This window comes from Sphingopyxis sp. 550A (genome assembly GCF_053569535.1).
In genome coordinates this window covers 3,840,169-3,866,215 of record NZ_CM131615.1, presented here as the reverse complement: position 1 = coordinate 3,866,215, position 26,047 = coordinate 3,840,169, and the positions used below count along the sequence as shown (strand labels likewise).

At 67.8% G+C, this 26,047-nt stretch carries 27 protein-coding genes; 9 read left to right on the top strand and 18 right to left on the bottom strand.

All coding sequences use genetic code 11. From position 1 onward, the window contains the following. Position 1: 1 nt before the first annotated feature. Positions 2-2,167, bottom strand: a complete 2,166-nt coding sequence (locus ACVENA_RS18660) for a S9 family peptidase (RefSeq protein ID WP_449328966.1) — start codon at positions 2,165-2,167, stop codon at positions 2-4. Positions 2,168-2,250: 83 nt separating this feature from the next. Here ACVENA_RS18660 and ACVENA_RS18655 point away from each other — a divergent pair, with 83 nt between their 5' ends. The 5 genes from ACVENA_RS18655 to ACVENA_RS18635 all read left to right on the top strand — a co-directional run bounded on the left by ACVENA_RS18655 (position 2,251) and on the right by ACVENA_RS18635 (position 7,155). Further along, a complete protein-coding gene (locus ACVENA_RS18655) occupies positions 2,251-4,089 on the top strand; it encodes an aminopeptidase P family protein (protein ID WP_449326601.1) in 1,839 nt (612 codons plus the stop codon). Then, the gene (locus tag ACVENA_RS18650) at positions 4,037-4,546 is read left to right on the top strand and encodes an acyl-CoA thioesterase (RefSeq protein WP_449326600.1); all 510 of its coding nucleotides are present in this window, start codon (positions 4,037-4,039) and stop codon (positions 4,544-4,546) included. Before ACVENA_RS18655 ends, ACVENA_RS18650 begins: the two co-directional genes overlap by 53 nt. A 504-nt stretch (positions 4,547-5,050) precedes the next feature. Next, positions 5,051-5,524, top strand: coding sequence for a hypothetical protein (locus ACVENA_RS18645; RefSeq protein ID WP_449326599.1), 474 nt, complete (start codon positions 5,051-5,053; stop codon positions 5,522-5,524). Between the two features lie 32 nt (positions 5,525-5,556). After that, positions 5,557-6,519: a bifunctional diaminohydroxyphosphoribosylaminopyrimidine deaminase/5-amino-6-(5-phosphoribosylamino)uracil reductase RibD gene (gene ribD, locus ACVENA_RS18640; protein ID WP_449328965.1), complete on the top strand. Its 963-nt coding sequence runs from the start codon at positions 5,557-5,559 to the stop codon at positions 6,517-6,519. Between the two features lie 9 nt (positions 6,520-6,528). Beyond that, positions 6,529-7,155 carry a riboflavin synthase gene (locus tag ACVENA_RS18635; RefSeq protein WP_449326598.1) on the top strand — a complete coding sequence of 209 codons (627 nt, stop codon included), beginning with the start codon at positions 6,529-6,531 and terminating at the stop codon, positions 7,153-7,155. 222 nt (positions 7,156-7,377) lie between these two features. Here ACVENA_RS18635 and ACVENA_RS18630 read toward each other — a convergent pair whose 3' ends face one another. Genes ACVENA_RS18630 through ACVENA_RS18605 form a run of 6 tightly spaced genes read right to left on the bottom strand, consistent with a single transcriptional unit; the run spans position 7,378 to position 12,200 of the window. Beyond that, positions 7,378-7,845 (bottom strand): MmcB family DNA repair protein, encoded by a 468-nt coding sequence (locus ACVENA_RS18630; RefSeq protein WP_449326597.1) that lies wholly within the window; start codon positions 7,843-7,845, stop codon positions 7,378-7,380. 11 nt (positions 7,846-7,856) lie between these two features. After that, the gene (ssb, locus tag ACVENA_RS18625) at positions 7,857-8,408 is read right to left on the bottom strand and encodes a single-stranded DNA-binding protein (protein ID WP_449326596.1); all 552 of its coding nucleotides are present in this window, start codon (positions 8,406-8,408) and stop codon (positions 7,857-7,859) included. 32 nt (positions 8,409-8,440) lie between these two features. Beyond that, complete coding sequence (gene feoB / locus ACVENA_RS18620) at positions 8,441-10,306, bottom strand: ferrous iron transporter B (RefSeq protein WP_449326595.1); 1,866 nt, start codon at positions 10,304-10,306, stop codon at positions 8,441-8,443. A 10-nt stretch (positions 10,307-10,316) separates the two neighbouring features. Further along, complete coding sequence (locus tag ACVENA_RS18615) at positions 10,317-10,565, bottom strand: FeoA family protein (RefSeq protein WP_257545960.1); 249 nt, start codon at positions 10,563-10,565, stop codon at positions 10,317-10,319. A gap of 55 nt (positions 10,566-10,620) precedes the next feature. Further along, positions 10,621-11,286, bottom strand: a complete 666-nt coding sequence (locus ACVENA_RS18610) for a COQ9 family protein (protein WP_449326594.1) — start codon at positions 11,284-11,286, stop codon at positions 10,621-10,623. Positions 11,287-11,291: 5 nt separating this feature from the next. Next, positions 11,292-12,200, bottom strand: coding sequence for a DMT family transporter (locus ACVENA_RS18605; RefSeq protein ID WP_449326593.1), 909 nt, complete (start codon positions 12,198-12,200; stop codon positions 11,292-11,294). Between the two features lie 113 nt (positions 12,201-12,313). Here ACVENA_RS18605 and ACVENA_RS18600 point away from each other — a divergent pair, with 113 nt between their 5' ends. After that, positions 12,314-13,399 carry an alkene reductase gene (locus ACVENA_RS18600; RefSeq protein ID WP_449326592.1) on the top strand — a complete coding sequence of 362 codons (1,086 nt, stop codon included), beginning with the start codon at positions 12,314-12,316 and terminating at the stop codon, positions 13,397-13,399. Positions 13,400-13,529: 130 nt separating this feature from the next. Here the strand turns inward: ACVENA_RS18600 and ACVENA_RS18595 are convergent, their stop codons facing one another. From ACVENA_RS18595 to ACVENA_RS18570, 6 genes are all read right to left on the bottom strand, one after another. Further along, on the bottom strand, positions 13,530-14,174 hold the full coding sequence (locus tag ACVENA_RS18595) for a hypothetical protein (RefSeq protein ID WP_449326591.1): 645 nt from the start codon (positions 14,172-14,174) through the stop codon (positions 13,530-13,532). After that, positions 14,167-14,592 carry a 6,7-dimethyl-8-ribityllumazine synthase gene (ribH, locus tag ACVENA_RS18590; RefSeq protein WP_449326590.1) on the bottom strand — a complete coding sequence of 142 codons (426 nt, stop codon included), beginning with the start codon at positions 14,590-14,592 and terminating at the stop codon, positions 14,167-14,169. The genes ACVENA_RS18595 and ribH overlap by 8 nt, the downstream gene beginning before the upstream one ends. 10 nt (positions 14,593-14,602) lie before the next feature. Then, positions 14,603-15,454, bottom strand: a complete 852-nt coding sequence (locus ACVENA_RS18585) for an EamA family transporter (protein ID WP_449326589.1) — start codon at positions 15,452-15,454, stop codon at positions 14,603-14,605. Next, complete coding sequence (locus tag ACVENA_RS18580; RefSeq protein WP_257545946.1) at positions 15,451-15,963, bottom strand: hypothetical protein; 513 nt, start codon at positions 15,961-15,963, stop codon at positions 15,451-15,453. Before ACVENA_RS18580 ends, ACVENA_RS18585 begins: the two co-directional genes overlap by 4 nt. A gap of 10 nt (positions 15,964-15,973) precedes the next feature. After that, positions 15,974-17,251 carry a 3,4-dihydroxy-2-butanone-4-phosphate synthase gene (ribB, locus tag ACVENA_RS18575; RefSeq protein ID WP_257545944.1) on the bottom strand — a complete coding sequence of 426 codons (1,278 nt, stop codon included), beginning with the start codon at positions 17,249-17,251 and terminating at the stop codon, positions 15,974-15,976. Positions 17,252-17,511: 260 nt separating this feature from the next. Further along, a complete protein-coding gene (locus ACVENA_RS18570; protein WP_449326588.1) occupies positions 17,512-18,135 on the bottom strand; it encodes an ankyrin repeat domain-containing protein in 624 nt (207 codons plus the stop codon). A gap of 104 nt (positions 18,136-18,239) precedes the next feature. Between ACVENA_RS18570 and ACVENA_RS18565 the strand changes: the two genes are divergently transcribed. Genes ACVENA_RS18565 through ACVENA_RS18555 form a run of 3 tightly spaced genes read left to right on the top strand, consistent with a single transcriptional unit; the run spans position 18,240 to position 20,036 of the window. Next, positions 18,240-18,884: an SCO family protein gene (locus ACVENA_RS18565; RefSeq protein ID WP_449326587.1), complete on the top strand. Its 645-nt coding sequence runs from the start codon at positions 18,240-18,242 to the stop codon at positions 18,882-18,884. Beyond that, positions 18,881-19,321, top strand: a complete 441-nt coding sequence (locus ACVENA_RS18560; RefSeq protein ID WP_257545938.1) for a YcgN family cysteine cluster protein — start codon at positions 18,881-18,883, stop codon at positions 19,319-19,321. The genes ACVENA_RS18565 and ACVENA_RS18560 overlap by 4 nt, the downstream gene beginning before the upstream one ends. Next, positions 19,302-20,036 carry a M48 family metallopeptidase gene (locus tag ACVENA_RS18555; protein ID WP_449326586.1) on the top strand — a complete coding sequence of 245 codons (735 nt, stop codon included), beginning with the start codon at positions 19,302-19,304 and terminating at the stop codon, positions 20,034-20,036. The genes ACVENA_RS18560 and ACVENA_RS18555 overlap by 20 nt, the downstream gene beginning before the upstream one ends. 133 nt (positions 20,037-20,169) lie before the next feature. On the opposite strand, the gene ACVENA_RS18550 is transcribed toward ACVENA_RS18555, so the two are convergent. The 5 genes from ACVENA_RS18550 to ACVENA_RS18530 all read right to left on the bottom strand — a co-directional run bounded on the left by ACVENA_RS18550 (position 20,170) and on the right by ACVENA_RS18530 (position 25,990). Further along, a complete protein-coding gene (locus tag ACVENA_RS18550) occupies positions 20,170-22,404 on the bottom strand; it encodes a transglycosylase domain-containing protein (RefSeq protein WP_449326585.1) in 2,235 nt (744 codons plus the stop codon). 47 nt (positions 22,405-22,451) lie between these two features. Next, a complete protein-coding gene (gene msrB / locus ACVENA_RS18545; protein WP_449326584.1) occupies positions 22,452-22,859 on the bottom strand; it encodes a peptide-methionine (R)-S-oxide reductase MsrB in 408 nt (135 codons plus the stop codon). Positions 22,860-23,112: 253 nt separating this feature from the next. After that, positions 23,113-24,201, bottom strand: a complete 1,089-nt coding sequence (locus ACVENA_RS18540; protein WP_449326583.1) for an NAD(P)/FAD-dependent oxidoreductase — start codon at positions 24,199-24,201, stop codon at positions 23,113-23,115. Further along, positions 24,198-24,926: a methyltransferase domain-containing protein gene (locus ACVENA_RS18535; protein WP_449326582.1), complete on the bottom strand. Its 729-nt coding sequence runs from the start codon at positions 24,924-24,926 to the stop codon at positions 24,198-24,200. The genes ACVENA_RS18540 and ACVENA_RS18535 overlap by 4 nt, the downstream gene beginning before the upstream one ends. After that, a complete protein-coding gene (locus tag ACVENA_RS18530) occupies positions 24,923-25,990 on the bottom strand; it encodes a type III polyketide synthase (protein ID WP_449326581.1) in 1,068 nt (355 codons plus the stop codon). The genes ACVENA_RS18535 and ACVENA_RS18530 overlap by 4 nt, the downstream gene beginning before the upstream one ends. Positions 25,991-26,047 lie beyond the last annotated feature (57 nt).

Sequence of the window (26,047 nt, the reverse complement as noted above, 5' to 3'; positions counted from 1 at the left end):
CCTACTTCTCGACCCCAAGCTGCGTCAGCACGAAAGCGAACTCCTCGGCATCCTCGTGGAGCGAGCCCCAGCGGCCCGATTTGCCGGCATGGCCCGCGCCCATGTTGGTGCGCAGCAGCAGTGTCGCGTCGTTGGTCCGCGTCGCGCGGAGCTTGGCGACCCATTTGGCGGGCTCCCAATAGGTGACGCGCGGATCGTTGAGGCCCGCCGACACCAGCATCGGCGGATAGGATTTGGCGGTGACATTGTCGTAGGGGCTGTAGCTCAGCATATAGTCGAACGCCGCCTTGTCGGTGATCGGATTGCCCCATTCGGGCCATTCGCCGGGGGTCAGCGGCAGCGTTTCGTCGACCATCGTGTTGATCACGTCGACGAAAGGCACCCCCGCCAGCACCGCACCCCACAATTCGGGGGCTTCGTTATAGACGGCGCCCATCACCTGCCCGCCCGCTGAGCGGCCTTCGATCGAGATCTTGCCGGCGCTGGTGTAGCCCTTCGCAATCAGCCCCTTCGCGACGTCGATGAAGTCGTTGAATGTGTTCTTGCGGTGATCGGTCTTGCCCGCGAGATACCAGGCGCGTCCCAGGTCGTCGCCACCGCGGACGTGCGCGATCGCATAGATCATCCCGCGATCGACGAGGCTGAGCCGCGTCGTCGAAAAGCCCGGCGGGATGCGATAGCCATAACTGCCATAGGCATAGAGATGCATCGGCGCGCTGCCGTCGCGCTTCGTGCCCTTCTTGTAGACGAGCGAGGCGGGAATCATCGTCGTGCCGTCGCGGCTCGGCAGGCTAACCCGTTCGGTTACATATTGTGCCGAGTTATAACCTGACGGGATTTCCTGCACTTTCAGTGTTTCGAGATTTCCGGTCGCGATATCATAATCATAGACGGTGTCGGGCGTGACCATCGATTCATAATCGAGCCGCAGCTTGTCCTGATGATATTCGGGATTGTCGCCGAGCCCCGCAACGTAAGTGGCCTCGGGGAATTCGATCCGGCCGGGGGTCAGCGGCGCGTCATATTTGCGGACGTCGACCTGATCGAGCCCGTCCTCGCGCGCTTCGATCACGAAATAGTCGCGAAAGACCGAGAAGCCGGTGATGTAGCTGTGATCCGATCCGGGGATCAACGTTTTCCATTCGTCGGGCTTGTCGATGCTCGCGGTCGCGACGCGGAAATTGGGATGCTCGTCGTTGGTGAGGATGTAGAGCGTGCCGTTGCGCTCATCGACGCTGTACTCGCGGCCCTTCTGGCGCGCCGAGACGAGCTGCATCTCCGCCTCGGGGTCGTCGGCGGGGAGCAGATAGACCTCGTTCGTCTCGTTATCGCCGGTCCCGATGACGATATAATTGTCGGCCGCCGTCTTGCCGATCCCGACCCCGAAACCGATGTCGGGCTCCTTGTAGAGCAATTTGTCTTCCGTAATCGGGGTGCCGAGCTTGTGCAGCCGGACATTGTCGGTGCGCCAATTCTCGTTCGCGAGGCCATAGAGGATCGCATCATTCCCCGCCGTCCAGACGAGCGACGACAGCGTGCCCGGAATGACATCGGGAAGCAGTTCGCCGGTCTCAAGATCGCGGATGCGGGCCTCGAACCGTTCGGAGCCGTTATCGTCGAACGAATAGGCCATCAGCCTGCCGTCGGGGCTGATCGACAGTTCGGCGAGGCGGAAATAATCCTTGCCCGCGGCCATCGCGACCTCGTCGAGGATCAGCTGAGTCTCACCCGCGCCCGATGCCGGTTTGCGGTACCATTTCTTATATTCGGCACCCTCCTCATATTCGACCCAATAGAGCCAGTCGCCGTCCTTCTGCGGCACCGAGGAATCGGCTTCCTTGATGCGGCCCTTCATTTCCTGAAACAGGGTTTCGACGAGTTTCGCGTGCGGCTTCATCGCCGCATCGAAATAGGCATTCTCGGCTTTTACATAATCGAGGATGTCGGCGTCATCGACGACCGGATAGCTCGGATCGCGCAGCCAGAAATAGGGGTCGGACAGGGTTTTGCCGTGCAGCGTCGATTCGTGCGGCCGCTTGTCGGCAACCGGAGCGGCGGGCAGCGCGGGACTGTCGGTCAATGTGGTCTCTTTCTCTTGGGCAAAAGCGGTGGGGGCAAAAGCGCCGGACGCGGCAACGAGCGGGGTGGTAATTGCGGCCAGGAACATCCAAATAGCACGCATCACAAGACTCCCGCGGCATCGCCCCCGGTGGGCAGGATTGCCTGCGATGTAGGAACAAGGAACCAGCCATGTCCAGCCCCGTCCCCGGCACAATTTACGCAGAGCGCCTTGCTCGCGTCCGCGCCGAACTGGCGAAGCGCGGCCTCGACGGCTTCGTCGTGCCGATCAGCGATGAGCATATGAGCGAATATGTCGGCGCCTATGCGCAGCGCATGGCATGGCTGACCGGCTTCGGCGGCTCGGCGGGGACGGCGGCGGTGCTGCCCACGAAGGCCGCGATGTTCGTCGACGGGCGCTACACGGTGCAGGTGCGCGACCAGGTCGACGGCGCGCTGTTCGACTATGTCGGCGTGCCGCAGTCGAGCGTCGCCGAATGGCTCGGCGCCAACGTCAGCGCGGGGCAAAAGGTCGGCTACGACCCATGGCTCCACGGCATCGACTGGGCGCGCGGGCTGGAGAAGGCGCTGGCGGCGAAGGGCGCGAGCCTCGTCGCGGTGGACAGCAATCCGATCGATGCCGCGTGGGACGAGCAGCCGGCGCCGAGCGACGCGGTCGTCACGGTCTACGACACCAGCCTTGCCGGGCAGGCCGCGACCGACAAGCGCGCGATCATCGCCGACTGGCTGAAGGCGAAGGGGCTCGACACGACGGTGATGACCGCGCTCGATTCGATCGCCTGGACCTTCAACATTCGTGGGCAGGACGTCAGCCACACGCCCGTCGGGCTCGCCTTCGCGCTGCTCCACGCCGACGCCACCGCCGATCTGTTCATCGCCCCCGAAAAGGTCACCGACGCGGTGCGCGCGCATCTCGGCAACAGCGTCCGCATCCACGACCGCGACGCGTTCGAGGCGGCGCTGGCCGATCTGGCGGGCAAGAAGGTGGCGGTCGACCCCGACCGTGCCGTCGCGGCGATCTTCACCGCGCTCGAAGGCGCGGGCGCGAAGATCGAACGCCACCGCGACCCGGCGGTGCTGCCCAAGGCGATCAAGAACGATACCGAATTGGGCGGCACCCGCGCCGCCCACGTCCGCGACGGGGTTGCGGTCGCGCGCTTCCTTCGATGGATGGAGGAAGCCGCGCCGCAGGGTGGCCTCGACGAACTCGGCGCGGCGGCGAAGCTGCGCGCCTTCCGCGACGACAGCGGCGCGCTCAAGGATCTGTCGTTCGACACCATCTCGGCCGCCGGCCCGAACGGCGCGCTGCCGCATTACAAGGTCGACGAGACGACCAACCGGGCGATCGAGACCGGCACGCTCTATCTCGTCGATTCGGGCGGGCAATATGCTGACGGCACGACCGACATCACACGCACGATCGCGATCGGCACCCCCACGTCCGAGATGCGCCGCCGCTTCACCCAGGTGCTCAAGGGGCATATCGCGCTCGCCACCGCGCGCTTTCCCAAGGGGACGCGCGGCAGCCAGCTCGACATTCTCGCGCGGCAATATCTGTGGGCCGACGGGGTCGATTATGCGCATGGCACCGGCCACGGCGTCGGCGCCTATCTCGCGGTCCACGAAGGACCGCAGCGCATTGCCAAGCCCGCAGGCGGACAGGCGGGAACCGAGGAGCCGCTGCACGCGGGCATGATCCTCTCGAACGAGCCCGGCTATTACAAGGCGGGGCACTTCGGCATCCGCATCGAGAATCTGGTCGTCGTGGTGCCGCAGAGCATCGCGGACGCCGAGGAGGAGATGCTGGGGTTCGAGACGATTACCTTCGCGCCGATCGCGCGCGATCTCGTCGACGTCGCCCTGCTGTCGCCCGCCGAGGCTGACTGGCTCGACGCCTATCATGCAGAGGTGCTCGAAAAGCTGGGCGTTGGCATGACGGGTGAGGAGCGCGATTGGCTTGCAGCGGCTTGCGCGCCGCTCGACCGCACCCCCGCCGCGCTGGCCGCCTGACGCCGCGATGGAGCAGATTCCGCTCGAGGATTTCCGCGTCCGCGAGACAGTGCGCGTCCGTTTCAACGAGATCGATGGTCAGAACATCGTCTTCAACGCCAATTATCTGGTCTATGCCGACATCGGCGTAACCGAATATTTCCGCGCGCTCGGCGAGGGGCAGCCCGGCCCCTATTTTCACCAATATGGTACAGACATCCGCGAGACCCATTGCGAGATCGCCTATCACGGCGCCGCGCGACTCGACGAACTGATCACCATCGCGGCGCGAATCAGCGGCTTCGGACGGACAAGCTTCACGCTGCATTGCGGGATCTTCCGCGGGAGCGAGCGGCTGACCGACATCGAGATCCGCTACACCCATATCGACAGCAATAGCGGCCAACCGACCCCGCTTCCGGGCAGCTTCATTGCCGAAGTGCGGCGATTCGAGACGCGTATGCCGGTGCAGGATTGAAGATAGTCCGTCGCCCCGAGGGCGGCTTTTTACCTCCATCCCGTAGCTATCGGCTGTGGAGTGAGAGTTAGGCTTTCTCACCGTCGTCACCCCCGGACCCTTCGACAGGCTCAGGACAGGCTTGATCCGGGGTCCATTGAGGCCAGCGCTGAGAGAATGGATTCCGGATCGAGTCCGGAATGGCGATGGTCCATGGGGCAAATCAGCCCGCCACGCCAAAAAGTTCTGCGGCGATGCGCCCGAACGAACCGAATCGGCCCTCTCAACCAAAAAAGTCGAAAAAAAGGGCCGCCCGAAGGCGACCCTTGAAAGTTTTTGGGAGAGGATGCCTAAAAGGCAAGTGTGATATTGCACTGCACAATGATTTCCGCAACTGCGAAATAAGCATCCGTAATTGCATTTATTGCAATCGTAAGCGCCTTCCTTGCCTATCGCGTGCAATCGACATCGCGATATGGAGCGCTCGCAATCTCGATCGACATTCCCTAAATTGCGGCCATGCGAATGTTCAACAAAGTGGATGTCACCGGCGGCCTCAGCGATTTCTGGGGCTATATCCGCGAACCGCGCCCGCATCGCTGGGCAATCTGGGGCGTCGCGCTCGCGCTGACATGGGTCATCTTCCACGGCGTATCGGAATATCTGATCCCCTATGAGAAGCCGAAGCCGCAGATCATCTATTTCGAAAATTGGAAGGCGACGCGAAGCGAAGGCGAGATTCGCGCCGACTGGGTCGCGCGGGCGAAGGAGACGACGCGCCTCAATGCCGAAAAGCGCGCCGAATATCAGCGGCTCGCGAAAAGCCTGGGGGTCGACTATGATTCGACCGAAGCCGACCGTGTGACGCGCGAGACGTTGGGCGACGCCGCGGCGGCGGCCGCGATGAAAAAGCCCGAGCCTGCGAGGACGCGCTCGACGCTGGCCGAACGCGCGGCGCGTGGGTCGCAATCCGCTCCGGCGGACCAAAACCGCCCCTGATGTCGCCCGCGCCGCCGACCGACGCCGACTGGATGGCCGCCGCGATCGCGCTGTCGCGGCGCGGGCGGCCGACTGCGGCGCCGAACCCCAATGTCGGCTGTCTTCTCGTCCAGCCTGCCTCCGCGAAAGCGGGGGGGCGGATCGTCGCACGGGGCTGGACCCAGGCCGGCGGCCGCCCGCATGCCGAAGCGATCGCGCTTGCGGCGGCGGGGGACGCTGCGCGGGGGGCGACCGCTTATGTCAGCCTCGAACCTTGCGCCCACACCAGCGACCGCGGCCCGGCGTGCAGCGACCTGCTGATTGTCGCCGGCGTCGCCCGCGTCGTGATCGCGGCGCGCGATCCCGACCCGCGCACCGACGGCGCCGGGATCGCGCGGCTGCGCGCGGCGGGGATCGAGGTCGTCGAGGGCGTGCTGCCCGCCGAGGCGCGCGCTGCGATGGCGCCGTGGTGGACGCGGCGGCACGAAGGTCGGCCCCTCGTCACGCTCAAGCTCGCAACCTCGCTCGACGGCTGCCTCGCGATGCCGGACGGGGCGAGCCGCTGGATCACCGGCGACCGCGCGCGCGCCCACGGGCATCTCGAACGCGCGATGCATCAGGCGATCCTCGTCGGGCGCGGGACGTTCGCGGCCGACGCGCCGCGGCTCGACGTGCGGCTGCCGGGGCTCGAAGACCGCAGCCCGCGCAAATTGCTCCTGACGCACGGGTCAGCGCCCGAAGGGTGGACCGCGGTCGCTTCGCCCGACGCGATCGACGGCGTCGATTCGGTGCTGGTCGAGGGCGGCGCCGGCGCGGCGTCGGCCTTTCTGGCCGCCGACCGCGTCGACCGGTTGCTCCTCTATCGCGCGCCGATCCTGATTGGCGGCGGCAAAGCCGCGCTCGGCGACATCGGTTTGACCGACCTGGCTGCGGCGCACGGCCGCTGGCGCCTCGCCGACAGCCGGATGCTTGGCAGCGACCGGCTCGACGTCTACGAGCGGGTGCGAAGGGATTAAGAGGCTTTTATGTTCACCGGCATCATCACCGACATCGGCACCATCCTGACCCATGAAGACCGCGGCGACACGCGGCTCGTCATCGGCACAAGCTATGATGTGGACAGCATCACTCTCGGCGCGTCGATCGCCTGTTCGGGCGCGTGCCTGACCGTCGTCGACAAGGGCGTCAATGCGGGCAGCAACGGGCCGGGCGGCTGGTTCGCGATCGACGCGAGCGCCGAAACGCTTGCGCGCACCGCGCCGGGGATGTGGGACGCGGGGCGCCGCCTCAACCTCGAACGCGCGCTGCGCGTTGGCGATGAACTCGGCGGCCATATCGTCACCGGCCATGTCGACGCGGTCGGGCGGATCGTGGCGGTCGAGCCGGTGGGCGACAGCGTCAAGCTGACGATCGAAGCACCCGCATCGCTCGCGCCGCATATCGCGCCGAAGGGATCGATCACCCTCGACGGCGTGTCGCTGACGGTCAACGAGGTGATCGATCAGCCGGACGGCACCGCGCATTTCACGCTCAACATCATTCCGCATACGCAGGAGATGACGACGCTGGATGAAGCCGCGGCGGGGCGGCCGGTCAATCTGGAGATCGACGTCCTCGCCCGCTATCTGGCGCGGATGCAGGCGCGGGGGTGAGCGCGGCTTTTTTATAAATCTCACGCAAAGGCGCGAAGGCGCGAAGAAGGTTAATCTCACACAAAGACGCAAAGAGGGCGCGCGCAGCCGCGGCGTATTTTCCTGGGCAAAATGTAGCTCATTGGAGATTGACCGGACAAAGTCCGGCCCATTCAATGATCAAGAGCGGCGTCTCCGCCATGCTCGCCCTCTTTGCGCCTTCGCGCCTTTGCGTGAGATAATCTAAATGCCCTCACCCCATGGCCCTGCCAGCTCGGGGTCCGCGATGATCATCGACCGCCGCATCGCGAGCCGGCCAATGCGGAGCAGTTCGGCCTTGCGGCGCGCGGGGGCGAGGTTGCGGTGCGCGGCTTCGCGCACCACCGCGGCGCCATAGCGGTCGGCGACGATCAGGCCGGAGCTTTCGTAGCCTTCGGTTTCGAGGATCGCGGGGTCGAGCCCCGCGGCAAGCGCCCAATAGAAGCGGTCGCACCAGTCGCAATAATCGGGCCATTTGCCATCGCCGTGCAGGTCGGCGCGGCTGACCTTGATCTCGACGATCGTGATATTGCCCCGCGCGTCGATCGCGGTGAGGTCGGTGCGGCGGCCGTTGGGAAGCGTCACCTCGGGGATCGCGACGAGCCCCTGCTGCGCGAACAGCCGGCACACGCCGCGCGCGACGTCCGCGGCGGTCAGCAGGTCACTCGCCATGGGTCAGCGCCTCAGAAGGGGACGTCGTCGTCCAGATCGTCGTCGAAGGGCGGGCGGCTGCCGCCGCCCGAACCGCCGCCGCCCTGGTTCCAGCCGCCGCCCGAGCTTCCGCCGCCGGACGAGCCGCCGCTGCTGCCCTGATCCCAACCGCCACTCGATCCGCCGCCCTGGCCCCAGCTGTCGCCGCCGCGCGATCCGCCGCCACCGCCCGGCGCGCCGTCGAGCATGGTCAGATTGCCGCCCATGCCCGCGATGACGACCTCGGTCGTGTAACGGTCGTTGCCGTCGCGGTCCTGCCATTTGCGGGTGCGAAGCGAGCCTTCGATGTAAACCTTCGACCCCTTCTTGAGGTAGCGCTCGACGACGCCGACCAGCCCTTCGCCGTTGATCACGACATTATGCCATTCGGTGCGCTCCTTGCGCTCGCCGGTCATCCGGTCCTTCCACTGTTCGCTGGTCGCGATGCGGATATTGGCGATCTTGCCGCCGTTCTGGAACGATTTGATTTCGGGATCGGCACCCAGATTGCCGATGAGAATTACCTTGTTGACGCTGCCAGCCATCGCCGCTCCGCTCCGCTTGAAGTTTGGGAGGATCAGCCGAGTCCGAAGGCGACGGCCGTCCAGTAAGTGATACCAGCAGCGGCATAGGCGAGTGCGAACAAATAGCCAACCATGAACAGCGGCCATTTCCACCCGTTGGTCTCGCGCCGCGTGATCGCGATCGTCGAGATGCATTGCGGCGCGAAGACGAACCAGGCGAGGAAGGCGAGCGCGGTCGCGAGGCTCCAACGGCCCTGAAGGCGCTCGCCGAGCGACATCGCCACCGCTTCCTCGTCGTCGCCGGCGTCGATCGCATTGGCGGTGGCGAGCGCCGAGACCGCGACCTCGCGCGCCGCCATCGCCGGGATCAGCGCGAGCGCGATGTCGTGATTGAAGCCGATCGGCTTCACGACGACCTCCAGCCCGCTCGCGATATGGCCCGCGACGCTATAGTCGACCTGGCGCACGTCGCTGTCCGCGGGCGCCTTGGGAAAGCTCAGCAGCAGCCACAGCACCACCGTCGTCATCGCGATGATCGTGCCCGCGCGGCGGAGGAAAATCCACGCGCGCTGCCATAGCGCGATGGCGATGTCATTGAGTCGCGGCCATTGATAGCGCGGCATCTCCATCATGAAGCCCGCGGCATTGCCCTTGGTCACCGAACGGCGGAGGACATAAGCGACGAGCAGCGCGCCGACGATACCGCTCAAAAACAGGCCGAAGAGGACGAGGCCCTGCAACCCGACCGGCGAGCCGCCGACGGTCCGCGCCGGAATGAAGGCGCCGATGACGAGCGTATAGACGGGCATCCGCGCCGAGCAGGTCATCAGCGGCGCAATCAGGATCGTCGTCAGCCGGTCCTTCTCGTCGGGGATCGAGCGCGTCGCCATGATGCCGGGCACCGCGCAGGCGAAGCTGGAGAGCAAGGGAATGAAGCCGCGCCCCGACAGGCCGACCTTGCCCATCAGCCCGTCCATCAGGAAGGCGGCGCGGGTCATGTATCCCGATGCTTCGAGCAGCAGGATGAAGAGGAAGAGGATCAATATCTGCGGCAGAAAGACGATCACCGCGCCGACGCCCGCGAGCAGCCCCTCGACGATCAGCCCGCGCAGGAAGCCGTCGGGCAGGGTGTCGACGACCCAGCCCTGCAGCACGCCGATCCCGCTTTCGAGAAAGTCGGCGGGGGCTTCGGCGGCGGCATAGACCGCCTGGAACATCACGAACATCAGCGCGAGCAGGATGACGAGCCCGCCGACCGGATGGAGCACCACCGAATCGACGCGCTGCGTCCAGCGGCGCACCGGGGTCTCGTCGAGCGTCGCGATGCGGGCCAGCGCGCGGGCGCGCTGGTGGAGCGAAGCGTCGTTCGGCGGCGGGGGCATGGCGGCGCGCGGCTGGTGCGCGGCGATCGCGCCGTCGACCGCGGCGAGCAATTCGGTCAGGCCGCGCTTGCGCACCGCGACGGTCGGGACGACCGGCACGCCGAGCTCGTGCGACAGCCGTTCGGGATCGAGCGTCAACCCGTCGCGCTCCGCAAGGTCGAGCATGTTGAGGGCGACCACGGTCGGCAGGCCGAGCGCGAGCAATTCGAGCGCGAAGCAGAGATGATTGTCGAGGTTCGCGGCATCGACGACGACGACCAGCGCGTCGGGGCGCGCCTCGCCCGCCTGCTTGCCGAGCACGACATCGCGCGTCACCGCCTCGTCGAGGCTCGCGGGGGTCAGGCTGTAGGTGCCGGGAAGGTCGATCAGCGAGATCGGGCGGCCGTCGGCGAAGCTTGCATGCCCCGCCTTCCGCTCGACGGTGACGCCGGGATAATTGGCGATCTTCTGCCGCGCGCCGGTCAGCGCGTTGAACAGGCTCGACTTGCCGGCATTGGGGTTGCCGACGAGGGCGATGGAGGGGATGGCGCCGGTCATATCATGCGTTTCATGCGGCGGGTTCGACCTCGATCGCCGCGGCCTGCCGCGCGCGGATGATCACCTGCATCCGCCCGATCGTCAGCGCGAGCGGATCGCGCGAAAAGATGCTGCCGCGATGGCGCGGCGTGATTTCGCATCCTTCGAGCAGCCCGAATTCGCGCAGGCGCCGCCCCTCGTCCTGCGACATGGCGTTCCAGTCGATGCGGGCGATGCGCACGGCAATGCCGAGCGGCGAGGAATCGAGCTTCGCGATCATTGCGAGCGATTATCAATAACAGCAGGCGAAGGCCAGCCCTGTTTGTAAATTGCGTTCAGCTTCCCGGATAGCGCAGGCGGCCGACGAACCGGGCGAGGCTGGGGCGCTCGATGCTGCGCGAGGCGCGGCGGTGTTTCCACGCCTCGAAGCGCATCACGCTGTCGATGCGGCGGGCGAGGAAGGCGCGGGTGTCGGCGAAGCCTTCGCTCTCGTCGTTCAGGAACACCGCCATCGTCGAGCCGTAAACCGCGCCGAGGATCGCGCGCTTGCTGTAGTGGTTGTAGTCGGTCGCGGTGTCGCCCGCGAGCCGCCACATCAGGTCGGCGGCGCGCCAGCCGAGCTTCGCGGCGTGCGGGGCATTCGCCGGCAGCGCGACCAGGGCGAGCGCGCGGCGCAGCGATTCGCGGGTTCCGGCGAGCAGGTCGATGCGCGTTTCGACGAGCGTCGTGATCCGCTCGCGAATCTTGAGCGTCGCGAGCTTTTCGGAGGGCCATCGGCCGGCCATCGCCGCGTCGATGCTCGCGAACCAGGCATCGACCATGTCGCGTCCGCCGCCGGGGAAAGCGAGGCGGGCGACGTCGGGATCGACCCCGGCGCGCTGCGCGGCGTCGGCCAGCGCCGAGTCGCTGAAACCGTCGAACGCCGCCGTCTCGGCGATCAACGGTGCGAGCGCGGCGCGAATCTCGTCGAGCGTCGGATCGGCGGGAAGGGTGTCGGCCATGGCCATCAGATAGGCCGCGCGGCGCGGCTCGGCAACCGAATCAGCACGAGCGCGGCAGCGACCATCGCGCCGCCGGCGATCTCCCACAGGCTCAGCGTCTCGCCGAAGACCAGCCAGCCCGCGACCGCCGCGACGACCGGCTGGACGAGCAGGGTGAGCCCGACGACGAGCGGCGAAAAGCGCGGCAGCGCCCAGATCAGCAAGCCCTGGCCGACGAGCTGGCTCATCAGCGCGAGGGTGAGCAGCGGTGTCCAGTCGTGCGGCAGGATCGTCTCGCCGAGCGCAAGCGCGGTGACGAGCAGCACGGGGATGCCCGCACCCGACGAAATGGCGAGCGCCGACCAAGCGCCAACCTCGCCGCGCACGCGCTGCATCATCAGCACATAGCCGGTGTAGAGCGCGCCCGCGAGCAGGCTGAGCAGGTCGCCGACGAGATAGGCGGCCGACGCTTCATAGCTCTGCCCCATCAGCAGCGCCGACCCCGCGAAGGCCAGGAAGATCGCGAGCGCCTGCCAGCCGCGCGGCCAGGTCCGCGACAGCATGATCCCCCAGATCACAAGCAACAGGCTGGCGCTGTTGCCGAACAGCGTCGCGTTGGCGACCTTGGTCTGCAGGATGCCGAGGTGCCAGGCGGCAAGATCGAAGGCGAAGAAAAGCCCGGCGCCGGTCGCGATCCAGAGCGCGCGGGGCGAGGGCAGACGCCCGCCGGTCTCGCGCCACGCGAACGCGAGTAGCACCGGCAGCGCGAGCGACAGCCGCCATACGCCCGCCGCGACCGGGCCGGTGTCGGCGAAGCGCACGACCAGCGCGGTCAGCGACAGCGCGAGATTGCCGCCGAGCAGCGCGGCGAAGCTCCAGCGATTGACGGTCGCGGCCATGGGCGTGCTGTCCACACTATCGCTCTTGTTGCTCATTTAGATTTTCTTTTGCTACCCACCATTGTGCCGGCGCCGCGGCGACCATAGCTTCGCGGGCCATAGCGGCGACCGGCCAAGGCGTCGCGGATAAAAGTGAAAGGTGGAAAAGCATGACCGCATCACTGTTCGACCCGATCAAGCTGGGTGCCATCGAGGCGCCGAATCGCATCATCATGGCGCCGCTGACGCGCGGCCGCGCCGGGCCGGGTTTCGTGCCGAACGAGTTGGCGCGCGACTATTACCGCCAGCGCGCCTCCGCCGGGCTGATCATTTCCGAAGCCACCGGCATCTCGCAGGAAGGGCTCGGCTGGCCGAGCGCGCCGGGCCTGTGGACCGACGCGCAGGTCGAAGGCTGGAAGCCGGTGACCGACGCGGTCCACGCCGCGGGCGGGCGCATCGTCGCGCAGCTCTGGCACATGGGGCGCCTCGTCCATTCGGTATTCAACGACGGCAAGCAGCCGGTGTCGGCGTCGGCCACCAAGGGCGAAGGCCGCGCGCATACGCCGGTCGGGCGCCGCGATCTGGAGGAAGCCCGGCCGCTCCGGCTCGACGAGATTCCGCGCGTGATCGGCGACTATGTGAAGGCAGCGGAGAATGCGAAGAAGGCCGGCTTCGACGGGGTTCAGCTTCACGGGGCCAACGGCTATCTGATCGACCAGTTTCTGCGCGACAACAGCAATTTGCGCGACGACGATTATGGCGGGTCGGTCGAGAACCGCATTCGCCTGCTCCGCGAAGTGACTGAGGCGCTGATCGGCGTCTGGGGCAAGGATCGCGTCGCGGTTCGCCTGTCGCCTAACGGCGACACGCAGGGGGTCGACGACAGCGCTCCCGAAAAGCTCTTCCCCGCGGCCGCCGCTGCGCTCGATGCGCTCGGCATCGCCTTCCTCGAACTGCGCGAGCCCGGTCCCGACGGCACCTTCGGGCGCACCGACGTGCCGAAACAGTCGCCCGCGATTCGGCAGGCGTTCAAGGGGCCGCTGATCCTCAACAGCGATTACACCGCCGCGCTCGCCGAGGAGGCGCTGGCCAGCGGCGTCGCCGATGCGGTCGCCTTCGGCCGGCCGTTCATCGGCAACCCCGACCTCGTCGAGCGCATCCGCACCGGCGCCGAATGGGCCGCCGACAATCCGCAGACCTGGTATTCGCCGGGGCCGGAGGGTTATACCGATTATCCGGCGCTGGTGGCGGCTTAGGCCGGATCGAACAATACTCTGGTGTGTCCCCGCGAAGGCGGGGACTCATCTCCGGACGGCTCTAAATGGCACCGACAGGAGATGGGCCCCCGCCTTCGCGGGGGCACGCGGTTTCTTTAGCGATGGGTTGTTATGCCCTCTCCGCGAGCGCCTTGTCGACGATCCCCGCACCGATCGGCGCCAATATCTTGCCCCCGAACCGGAAGGCGAGAAACGCGCCTATGAACAGCAGGACCGGCGCGATGAACAACCCGACGATGGCGGCGATCAGGACAACGAAGAAGAGGGTCGCGAAGCCACCGTTCAGCACCTGCTGCCCCTTGGGACCGAGCTCGATCGTTCGCGGTCCCTTGGCGTCCCACCATTTGCCGGTGACGATCGTCTTGCGGGCGCCCGTGGCCGGGCGTGCACGTGATTGGGGCCGTGGTTGGGGGCGTTGAGCGATGCGCGCGGGGACGGCAGCGGCGGCGGGCCGCTGATCCTGCCACGGCTGCTTGCGGTTCATCGCCGCCACCGTCGCCACCATCCGGTCGCTCACAAGCGGCGCGGGCGGCTCGATCACCTGTTCGATGACCGGAGCTGATGGATCGGCGAAGGCATCGGTAGGAAATCGCTGCGCTGCGGGAAGGGCCGGTTCGTTGCCCATCCGTCGGTCATAGTCGGCCATGCGCTCGGCGGCGCTCGGCGGGGTGCGGCCGGTCTCGCGATCGATCACCACCAGCCGCCCGCCGCGCTCGACGACGGAATAGCGGCCGGGGGGCGGTCGATCAGCCAATGCCGAATTGTTCCTTCAGAGCCAGCATCGCGAGCGCGGCCTTCGCCGCTTCGCCGCCCTTATCCTTGCGCGTCTTGTCGGCGCGCGCAAGCGCCTGCTCTTCATTCTCGACGGTCAGGATGCCGTTGCCGATTGCGAGGCCATCGAGCGTCAGCGCCATGATGCCGCGCGCGCTTTCGTTCGAGACGACCTCGAAATGATAGGTCTCGCCGCGAATCACCACGCCGAGCGCGACATAGGCGTCGTAGCGACCGCTGTCGGCGGCAAGCGAGATGGCGGCGGGAACCTCGAGCGCGCCGGGGACCGTCACCGTCTCATGGCTGTGCCCCGCGGCGTCGAGCGCGCTGCGCACGCCACCCAGCAGCATGTCGTTGAGGTGCGAATAGAAGCGGGCTTCGACGATCAATATATGGGCCATGACGGACTCCTTAAGCGGGTGGGACAAGATGCGAAAGCAGCAAAAGCAGGGCGCCCGCCGCAATCAGCACGGCGGCGGTCAGGCTGTGGAGCGTGACGCGCTCCTTCATCCACAGCCACGCGATCAGGATGCTGACGAGGATGCAGGTTTCGCGCAGCGCGCTGACCGCGGCGACGGGGGCGTAGCGCAGCGCGACGAGCGTCGATCCGAAACTGACGATGGCGAGGCCGCCTGCGGCGATCCCGGGCCTGAGGTTGCGGGTAAGACGCGCGGCGGCGGCCGGGCCCGCGACGAGGCGGAACTGGAGCAGCAGCGCGCTTCCAGTTGCGAAGAAGAACCAGCAGAGAAAGGGTAGAACCCCATCGCTCGCGCGCATCCCGCCGGCGTCGACGACGGTGTAGGCGGCGGTCAATACCCCCGCCGTCAGCGCGGCGATCAGCCCGGCGCGTCCGATACGGCCGCCAGCCGACAGCGACAGGATGCCGGCGCTGATCGTGGTCACGCCCGCGGTCTCCGCGAGCCCGGGGATTTCGCCGAACAGCAAGGCGCTGGCGCCGATCGCGACCAGCGGCGCGGTGCCCCGCGCGATCGGAAAGGCGACCGAGAAATCGTTAAGCGTGTAGGAACGGGTGAGCACCAGCGAATAGACGCTGTGCAGGACCACCGCCCCGGCGAGCCACGGCAGCATCGCCGGGGTCGGCCAGCCGAGGAAGAGCAAAGGACCGGCGGCCGCGGCCGCCCATGTCGCGCCGCACAGCGCGCGCACCGCTTCCTGGTCCTCGCCCGACTTGAGCATGGCGTGCGATGAAGCGGTGGTCAGCGCGGCGACGACCGCGAAGCCGATGCCCAGCGACTGGCTCACCGTTCGAGAGAGGCGAGCGAACCGCCCTCGAAGGCGGGATCGTGGCTAATTTCGCGCACGGTCCAGGGTGGCGCGATGATCGCAGCGAGGCTGGCTGCGTCGGGTCCTTCGATTTCGAGCAGTTCGAGCGGTGCGAGTGCGCCTTTGAAGATATCGAGGCTGAAGCGCTTGCCCTCCCATTCGACCGGATAGCGACGCTTGACGATCCGCCGGCCCGGCAAGCGGGCGAAGACGGCATATTCGCCCTCGACCAGATAGGCGGTGACAATTTCGCGCGAGGTCGGGTCGGCGGCCTCGTATTTCTTGGTGAGCTTACGGGTCAAAAGGCCTGTACTGTCGGTCATCCGCCGCAACCGCAACCGGGTGCCCTCGATGTAGAGATCCTCGATCAGGACGGCAGGCAGGTCGCCGAGAGCGGGGCGACGATCTAGATCAACAAGCCAGCGCCGCTCGCGCTCGATAAGTGCATATTTGGGCGCCGCACCATCATCCTCCCCGGTCCGGATCATGGGTTCGGCGCTATTCGGCCTCGCCGGGGATCGACCGTTCGCCGACGACCGACAGGCCATAGCCTTCGAGGCCGACGATATTGCTGTGGGTGGGGGTGAGCAATTCCATCGCATGGACGCCGAGGTCGGCGAGGATTTGTGCCCCGATGCCATAGGTGCGCAGGTCCATGCCGCCCGCGGGGGCGGGAGTCGCTTCGGCATCGGCCGAGCCGGGGAGCGGGCGCATCAGCATCACGATCACCCCCGCGCCCGCTTCGCCGATCGCATCCATCGAGCGCTGGAGGCGGCGCTTGCGGGGGCCGGGACGCCCCATGATGTCGTCGAAGATCGACACGGCGTGCATGCGCACCAGAGTCACGCCGTCGGGGTCGACCGGTCCCTTTTGCAGCACCAGATTGACCGAGCCGTCGACCTTGTTGCGATAGGATTTGAGCCGCCAGTCGCCGCCGTAATCGGATTCGAACGGCTCGTCGGAGACGCATTCGACGAGGCGGTCGGTGCGGCTGCGATAGGCGATCAGGTCGGCGATCGTCCCGATCTTCAGCCCGTGGCGCCGCGCGAAGGGGATGAGGTCGGCCAGCCGCGCCATCGTCCCGTCGTCGTTCATGATCTCGCAGATCACCCCCGATGGGTTGAGCCCGGCGAGCCGCGCGATGTCGACCGATGCCTCGGTATGGCCGGCGCGCACGAGAACGCCGCCGTCGCGCGCGATCAGCGGGAAGATATGGCCGGGGGTGACGATGTCGTCGCGGGTCTTGCCGGCGTCGATCGCGACCGCGACGGTGCGCGCGCGGTCGCCCGCCGAAATGCCGGTGGTGACGCCCTCGCGTGCCTCGATCGAGGTGGTGAAGGCGGTTTCGTGCCGCGTCCCGTTGTTGCGACTCATCAGTTCGAGCCCGAGCGTCTCGACGCGACCGCGCGTCAGCGTCAGGCAGACGAGCCCGCGGCCGTGGGTCGCCATGAAATTGATCGCGTCGGGGGTCGCCATCTGCGCCGGAATGACGAGGTCGCCTTCATTCTCGCGATCCTCGTCATCGACGAGAATGAACATGCGGCCGTTGCGCGCCTCGGCAATGATCTCTTCGGGGCTCGCCATCGGCGACAGGTCGCTGCCGTGCGCGAGCCAGTTCTCGAGCTTGCGCAGCGTTTCGGCGGTGGGGTTCCAGCTCTCCGAATCAAGGTCGCGAAGACTGTTGGCGTGCAGGCCCGCGGCGCGCGCGAGCCCCGAGCGGGACATGGTGCCGTCTTCGACGATGGCGCGGATGCGTTCGATGAGCTGTGTGGACATGCGATGCTTGTTTCACATTGTAATGTCAGTGTCAATTCATGAATCACATTGTGGGCATGAGGATTCATTCGCGCAGAAGCGCAGAGAGCGCAGAGGAATTAAACTGGCCGGTTGAACCGCGAAGGCGGGGGTCCATCTCCGGTTGGCGCGCGATGGAACCGGCAGGAAATGAATCCCCGCCTTCGCGGGGACACAGAAAATCTCCGCGATCTCCGCGATTCTGCGCGAAATTTTCGCCGGCCCGCGACCGGGTCGGCGAATCAGTTCGGGCCGAACACCGCGCCGGGATCGCGCGGCGCGATGTCGGCCTTGGCGTCGAGCAGCGCGAGATACTGGCCAGTGCGGTCGTCGCGCTTGGCATAGTCGCGCGCCGACATGCCCGCGATATGGTCGGCCTTGTCGGGGTCCGCGCCATGGCGGACGAGCAGGCGGACCATCGCGGCATTCTTCGCCTGCACCGCTAGGATCAGCGCCGTCTCGCCGCGGCGGTTGGTCTGGTCGACCGGCGCTTTCGCGTCGAGCAGCGTTTCGGCGCCCTCGGCGAAATTGAGCAGCGCGCAATGCATCAGCGCCGTCATCCCCTGCCGGTCGGCGATCGACGGATCGGCGTCCTTGCCGATCAGAAAGCGCAACCAGGTCGGATCGCGCCGCTTGGCGACCAGGATCAGCGCGGTCTCGCCGGTGTCGGGGTTGCGCGTGTTGACGAAGGACGGATCGTCTTTCAGCGCCTCGGTCGCCTTGTTGCCATCGCGGCTCTCGACCGCCTGCAGGAAGGCATAGGCACCGCGGAACTGGGCGAACGCCGGAGCGGGCGCCAACGCGCCTGCCGCCGTGGCGGCGAGCAGGGCCAGGAAAGCAAGGCGGAATTCCGCGCGTCGGACCATGATAAGCGACCCCTCGCAATATGCCGTGAACCGAGGAACGGCAAATGCGCCCCCCCGCACGACAATGGTTGATTTTCGGGCCTTAGCCGATCAAGGCTGGCCGCATGATGAATATCGCAATTATGGGACGAAAGCTCGCCCGTTCAAGCCTGCTTCTGCTGACGGCGGCGATGCTGGCGGGCTGCAACGCCCCGACGGGCGCTCCCGCCGGCGATCCGCCACTCGCCGGCGCGAAGATCGGCGGGCCGTTCACGCTGACCGACCAGGACGGCAAGACCGTGCGCGACACCGACTTTGCGGGAAAATACCGCCTAGTTTATTTCGGTTACAGCTATTGCCCCGACATCTGCCCAGTCGACCTGCAAAAGCTGATGCGCGGCCTGTCGGCGTTCGAAAAGAGCGATCCGGCGCGCGGCGCCCGGGTCGCGCCGATGTTCATCACCGTCGATCCCGAACGCGATACGCCCGCGGCGCTGAAGGCCTTCGTCAGCCGCTATCACCCGCGGCTGATCGGCCTGACTGGCACGCCTGAACAGATTGCGGCGGTCGCCAAGGCCTATGTCGTCACTTACAACAAGGTGCCGGGTTCGGCCCCCGACCGCTATCTGATGGCGCACAGCCAGCTCGCTTTCCTGATGGACCCGGCGGGCAAGCCGCTCGCGCTGCTGCCGCTCGACGATCAGTCGACCGAGCCCGACGAGGGCGCGCCCGACAAGGTCGCGGCCGAGCTGGCGAAGTGGGTGAAGTGAGCCCGGCCGGGCGCCGCTTCTGGGAAGCGCCGCTCGCCAGCCTCGACGCCGGCGAGTGGGAGGCGCTGTGCGACGGCTGCGGCAAATGCTGTCTCCACAAGCTGGAGGACGAGGACACGGGCCGCATCTATCCGACCAATGTCGCGTGCCGCCTGCTCGACCTTTCGACCGCGCGCTGCGGCGATTACAAGCACCGCCGCCGCCACGTCCCCGACTGCCTGACGCTGACCAGGGCCAAGGTCGCCGACATCGAATGGCTGCCGCAGACCTGCGCCTATCGCCTTCGCGCCGAGGGTGAGCCGCTGCCCGACTGGCATTATCTCGTCTGCGGCGACCGCGACGCGGTGCATCGCGCGGGCGAATCGATCGTCGGCTGGACGGTCGGTGAGGATGTCGCAGGACCGCTGGAGAATCATCTTGTCGAACGCGTCGTCTGATCTGCGCGACGAGCGCCCGCAAATCTGGGTGGGCGAAACCCCGTGGCCGGTGCGCCTCGTCCATCATGCCCAGTCGCGGCGCTACAAGCTGATCTTCGACGGCGCGCGCGGCGAGCTGCGCCTGACCCTGCCGCGCCGCGCCAGTGCAGCGCGCGCGCTCAAATGGGCGAGCGAGCAGCAGGACTGGCTGGCCGAGCAGGTCGGCAAGGCGGCCGCGCCGCTGCTCGTCGGGCCGGGCACCGCGGTGCCGCTGTTCGGGGTGCTGCGGCGGATCGACTGGACCGCGACCGCGCCGCGCGCGGTGCGGCTCGCGGACGATGCGCTGACGGTCGGCGGACCCGCCGAAACCGTCGGTCGCCGCATCGAGCGCTGGCTGAAGGCCGAAGCGCTCGCGCTGATGACGCGCGAAAGCCGCGAGATCGCCGATCGCGCGGGGCTTCGCGTCGGCCGCGTCGGGGTCGGCGATCCGCGCAGCCGCTGGGGAAGCTGCACCCATGACGGCGACCTGCGCTATAGCTGGCGGCTGGTAATGGCGCCCGATCACGTCCGCCGCGCCACCGTCGCGCACGAGGTCGCGCACCTGCGGCACATGGACCATGGCGCGGCCTTTCACGCATTGGTCGACGAACTGCACGACGGCGACGTCGGCGCCGCGCGCGCATGGCTGCGGCGCGAGGGGCGCGGGCTGCACCGCTACCGCTTCGGGGAGGGCTGATCGTTTTTGACTGAATCGTCATCCCGGCGAAGGCCGGGATCTCGCCGGTGCGTCAGGTCGAGACGGCGAGATCCCGGCCTTCGCCGGGATGACGAGATAAGGAAGGCGGTGTTTCAGCCAACCCGATCATGATCTAGGGGTTATTTCCCTCATTCCCGCTTTGACGCTGCGGGGTTTGCCCCTTTTGTGCCGGCGGGGGCGGCGCTTTGGGCGCCGGAATCGTGATGAGCTTGCCTTGCGGCACCGCCTTGGGCGCCGCGTTCGTGTCGGACGGCGGCGCGCGGCGGCCGGTCTGTTCCTCGATCCATTGCTGGTTGAGTACCGGACCCTCGTCCTGCGGCGGTGGCGGGGGCGCGTCGCTCTGCGGCGGGCGGCTGTCATAGGGCAGCTCGATCGGCATACCATTGTCGTCGGTCAGCCCTTCGTCGCCCGGTTCGCCCAGATAGGCGTCGCCTTCGTCCTCGAGCTGCCATTCGGGCAGCTTGACCTCGGTGTCGAAGGGCTCGACCGGGCGGCGCGCGACCGCGACCCGCATATAATCGGCAAAGGCCTTGGCCGGCGCGCGGCCGCCCTGCAGGCCGCCGACCGGCTTCGCATCGTCGCGGCCCATCCAGACGCCCGTCGTCAGTCCGCTCGAAAAGCCGAGGAACCAGCCGTCCTTGTTGCTCGACGTCGTGCCGGTCTTGCCCGCGACCGGGCGGCCGATCTGTGCGGCGCGGCCGGTGCCGGTCGCGACCGCGGTCTGGAGCAGGTCGGTGATCCCGGCAGCGACCCACGTATCGACCAGCGTCTGCCCGCGCTCGGCCGGCCGCTGATAGAGCAGCCGCCCGTCGGCGGTCGTGACCTTGGTGATCGCATAGGGCTGGGCGGAAACGCCCTTGCGCGCGACCGAGGCGAAGGCGGCGGTCATGTCGATCACCCGCACCTCGGCGCTGCCGAGCACCATCGACGGGTGGGTGTTGATCGGGGTGGTGATGCCAAAGCGGCGCGCCATGTTGGCGACCGCCGAAAAGCCGATCTCGTCGCCCAGCTTCGCGGCGACGGTGTTGACCGAATAAGCGAAGGCGGTGCGCAGGCTCATCGGCCCCGCAAAGCGCCCCGACGAGTTGCGCGGGCTCCAGCCGTTGATCGTCACCGGCTCGTCGACGACCTGGTCGTCGACCTTATGCCCGGCTTCGAGCGCGGCCATATAAACGAACAGCTTCCATGCCGATCCGGGCTGGCGCAGCGCCTGCGTCGCGCGATTATAGTTCGACGCGACATAGTCGGTGCCGCCGACCATCGCGCGCACCGCGCCGTCGCGGTCGATCGATACCAGCGCCGCCTGCACGCCTTTCGGCGTATCGGCCTGGATCGCGGCGGTCGCCGCGCGCTGCATACCGAGATCGAGCGTGGTATAGACGTCGAGCGCCTCGCTGCCCTCGTCGATCAGCATGTCGAGCTGCGGCAGCGCCCAGTCGGTGAAATAGCGCGCGCTGTTCTGCCCGGTCTCCTGCGCGAGCTGGACGTCGGCGGGCTTGGCGCTGTCGGCTTGGCTTTGGGTGATGAAGCCCGCGTCGACCATCGTTTCGAGGACGACCCCCGACCGGCCGAGCGCGGCGGCGGCGTCGGCGGTCGGCGAATAGCGCGACGGCGCCTTGACCAGCCCCGCGACCACCGCGGCCTCCGACAGCGACATCTCGGTCGCGCTATGCCCGAAGAAGCGCCGCGACGCGGCGTCGATGCCATAGCTGCCGCCGCCGAAATAGACCTTGTTGAGATAGAGTTCGAGCAGTTCGTCCTTCGAGAATTTCCATTCGAGCGCGAGCGCGAGGACCATCTCGCGCGCCTTACGCGTCCATGTGTAGCTGTTCGACAGGAAGATGTTGCGCGCGAGCTGCTGGGTGATCGTCGAGGCGCCCTGCATGCGGCGCCCGGTGCCATAATGTTCGACCGCGAACACCGCGGCGCGGCTCATGCCGACGGGGTCGATGCCGGGATGATAGCGAAAGCGGCGATCCTCGACCGCGACCATCGCATCCTGCATCACCTGCGGCGTCTCGGTCAGCGTCAGCCAGCGACCGTAATTGGGGCCGAGCGACAGGAATACGGTGCCGTCGGCGGCGTGGACGCGGATCGTCTGCCCGGCGGGCGATTTCTTGAGTTCCTCGAAGCTCGGGATGCGCTGCACGGCGATGCCGACCGCGACCGCAATCGCGACCGCGCCGACGAAGGCAAGGCCTAGGCCCCAGCGGAACAGCCGCCGGAGCCAGACGCGACCGCGCGACGGGCCGCCGGGCGAGCCCTTGCCCGAGCCGCCCCTACCCGAGCTGCCTTTGCCCGACGATGACGATTTACCTGCGGATGCCTGCTGTCGTTCGCGGCGCAAACACAATCCTTCCCTCGCTCCGCCCCGGATGTTTCAGGCCGGCAGGATCAACCCTCGCCGGCTTTTGCCTCATCCTGCCCGCGCTCGGCGAAGTCAAGCGCTGCGCTGTTGATGCAGTAACGCAGCCCGGTCGGCCCGGGGCCGTCGGGAAAGACATGGCCGAGGTGGCCCTCGCATTTCGCGCAGCGCACTTCGGTGCGGACCATGCCGTGGCTGGTGTCGGTGAGCTCGGTCACCGCGCTTTCGGCGGCGGGCGCGGTATAGCTCGGCCAGCCCGACCCGCTGTTATATTTGGTGCGGCTGTCGAACAAAGGCTCGCCGCAGCCGGCGCAGCGATAGACGCCGTCGCCCTTGTGGTCGGTATATTTGCCGGTGAAGGCGCGCTCGGTGCCGCCCTCGCGCAGCACATGATGCGCCATGGGGTCGAGCGGCTTGTCGGTTTGCGGGTCGGTCATGGTCGGAACTCCTTGTGGCGGCGTCGTGCGGCGCCCGGCTGGACCCTATATCGGCCCGGCGCCTTGTCGCCACAAGGGGCTCCGATCCGGTTCACGCGGAGGCGCGGAGAGAGACGGCTCGGGCCGGCAGGCCCCTTGTCCAGCAACGATGCTCCCGGGCGCTCCGGCGGAATCGAAAGCTGCTTTGCGGCATATCTTCTCTCTCCGCGTCTCCGCGTGAACCAAAATCCTCTGCGCTCTCTGCGCGAATCCTCTAAATACGCGTCACCCGCGACACCAGCCGCACAAGGGGCGGGAAAGCAGTGCCAATCGAGGTCAGCAGGCCCGCGCTGCGGGGGTTTTCCCCCGCGCGCCAGATCAGGTCCGCGAGCGCGAAAGGCCGCGCCAGGCAGGCAGCGAGAGCCCGCTGGAAAGCGGGTGCTTCCGCGGGGCCGCCGCGCCGCCACGCCGCCACCGCGGCCTCGGCGCTCGCGAGCGCCAGTCCCATGCCCTCACCCGCGAGGCTGGGGATGACCCCGGCCTGATCGCCGAGCTTGAACAGCCCCGGGACCGTATCGATCGTCCGCCAGCCATAGGGGACGTGGCCGATCGCATCGATGGGGCGCGTCCAGTCGGCCCGCGCGAGCCGTTCGCCGAGCGGCGGCAACGCATCGCCGAGCGCGCGGAGCAGCGCCGCCGGCTCGCCGCCCGCCTCGTCGAGGCGCGACTTGTGAACCGCGAGGCACAGGTTGCCGCTGCCGTCCTCCTGCCGCACCAGCCCGGCATAGCCGCGATCGAAGAGGTGAAGCTCGACCGCATCGCCCACCTGCCGTTCGAGCGCCGGATGCGTGGGAAGGCGAAGCCGCAGGCCGATGACGGGATCGCTGCGCTGCCAGCGTGCGGGCTCGCGCGGAAATCCGCGAAAGCCATGCTTGCCCGCCGCGAGGAAAAGCGAAGGCGCCGTCAGCGTCGCGCCGTCGCGCGTCTGCACGGTGCCGCCATCGAGCGCCGTCGCATGGATCCCGCGCTCCAGCCCCGCGCCCGCGGCGACGGCGGCCGCTTGCAAGGCGCGGTCGAGGCGGCGGCGCGATACGCCCATCGCTGCGCCGGGCAGCCCGGTTTCGTTCGACCGGCGCCCCGCGAACAGCCGCACGCGGGTGACCGCCAGCCCGCCGAGCGCGGCGCGATCGATCCCGAGCGCTTCGAGCCGCGCAAGCGTTCGCCAGCTCAGGAACCCGCCGCACAGCGCGTCGCCGGTCTCGCGTGATCGTTCGAGCAGCAGCACCTTCGCGCCCGCCTGCGCCAGCCCGATCGCCGCCGCCGACCCGGCGGGTCCGGCGCCGACGATAAGTGCATCGCTCATCGGATGCGCTCGACGCAAAGGCGATAGGGGAAGCTGCGGAAGATGCGGCATTCAGCGGCCGTTTCGGGCAGCGCGTCGGCGAGCATCGTCTGCCATTCGGCGCGGCGGAAGCTGCGCCCGACCGAAAGCTGCCCGTCGCGCCGCACGATCGGGTCGGCAAAGGCGAGCCATGCGAGCAGCGGAAAGCCCGCGAAGGGCAGGCGCTGGCGGTGAAGATCGTTGACCAGCCAGCCGCGCGCGCATTCCGCATCCATGAAGCGCAGGAAAGCGCGGCGCTGCCCGGCGCTCATATGGTGGGCGACGAGGCTCGACAGAATGATGTCCCACCCCTGCCCCGCCAGATCGCGGTAATCGCCGGTGATCAGCCGCGCCCGCCCGCCGAGCCGCGCTGCGGCGACCGGCGCGCTTTTCGGATTGAGATCGACCCCGACGAGATCGAGCGCCACCCCGCGCGCATCGCCCCAGCGCGCGATCCGGGCGAGCATGTCGCCCGCGCCGAACCCGACGTCGAGGATGCGCCACGGCTTTGCATTGCCTCCCCCTGCCCCGCCGCCCCCTGCGCGAACGCGGTCGAGAAAGCCCAGCGTCGGCCGCCGCGCGAGCGTCAGCGCGTTAACCCGCGACAGGTCGGCGAGCACTTTGGCATAGCGCGGGGGTGAAAGCTCGGCCGCGTCCATCTCCTCCTCGCGCTCGATCGGTCCGGCGAGGCTGGTGAAGGGGTTCATGCCTCGAACCGGATCGCTTCGGCGGCGAGGCCCGGGCCGAAGGCGATGGCGATTCCCTCCCCTTTTGCGCCGCGCGCCATCATCGCGGCGAGCACGAACAAGATCGTCGCCGACGACATATTGCCGAAGCGCGCGAGCGCCGACCGGCTGTCGGCGAGCGCCTGCGCCGGCACCGCGAGCGCATGTTCGACCGCGTCGAGCACCGAACGCCCGCCGGCGTGGACCGCGAGCAGCGGCGGCGCGCCGGCCGTGCCGAACAGGTCGCGTTGCACATCAAGGCCGGTCAACGCCTCGCGCAGCCGCCCCGGCACTTCGCCCGACAGATGCATCTCGAAACCCTTGTCGCCGATGTCCCAGCGGATCAGGTCGGCGCTGTCTTCGAGCGCCAGGCTGCGCCCTTCGCCCAGCGCGAACCCGCCGGGCGCGGCCGACACGATGCCTGCGGCGGCGCCGTCGCTGAACTGGAGCATCGCGAGCAAGGGTTCGGGCCGGTCGGCGAGGCTGAGGTGCAGTGTCGACAGCTCGACGCTGACGACCAGCACGACGGCATCGGCCTGCGACCGCACGATATGCCGCGCCGTGCGTAGCGCGGTGACCCCGGCATAGCAGCCCATGAAGCCGATCAGGACGCGCTCGACCGTCGGCGCCAGCTTCAACCGCCGCGCGAGAATCTGATCGATTCCGGGCGCGACGAAACCGGTGCAGCTCGCGACGACGATATGCGTGACGCGCGCCGGATCGAACGCCCCGCCGAGCGCCGCGATCGCCTGCATCGCGAGGTCGGGTGCATGATCGGCATAGGCCGCCATCCGCGCCGAGGTCGGCGGCAGGCCGGGCACATCGTAAAAGCCGCCCGGCGCGACCGGTGATCCGCCTGCGGGCGTCGGCGGCAGGACCGACCAGCGATGCGCGATCCCCGACCGCGCCGCCATCCGCGCGAACAGCGCGCGGGTGCGGGCATCGGCGATGCGCGGGGTCGCCCAGTCGATGAAGGCTTGGTGGATGTCATGATCCGGCGTTGCCGTGGCAACGGCGTTGAGCCGGACGGACGCGGGGTGGTTCATCGCGCATGTCTCGCTGAAAAGCGACGGTCTGACCAGCGAATAGCGCGTCGCCGACTT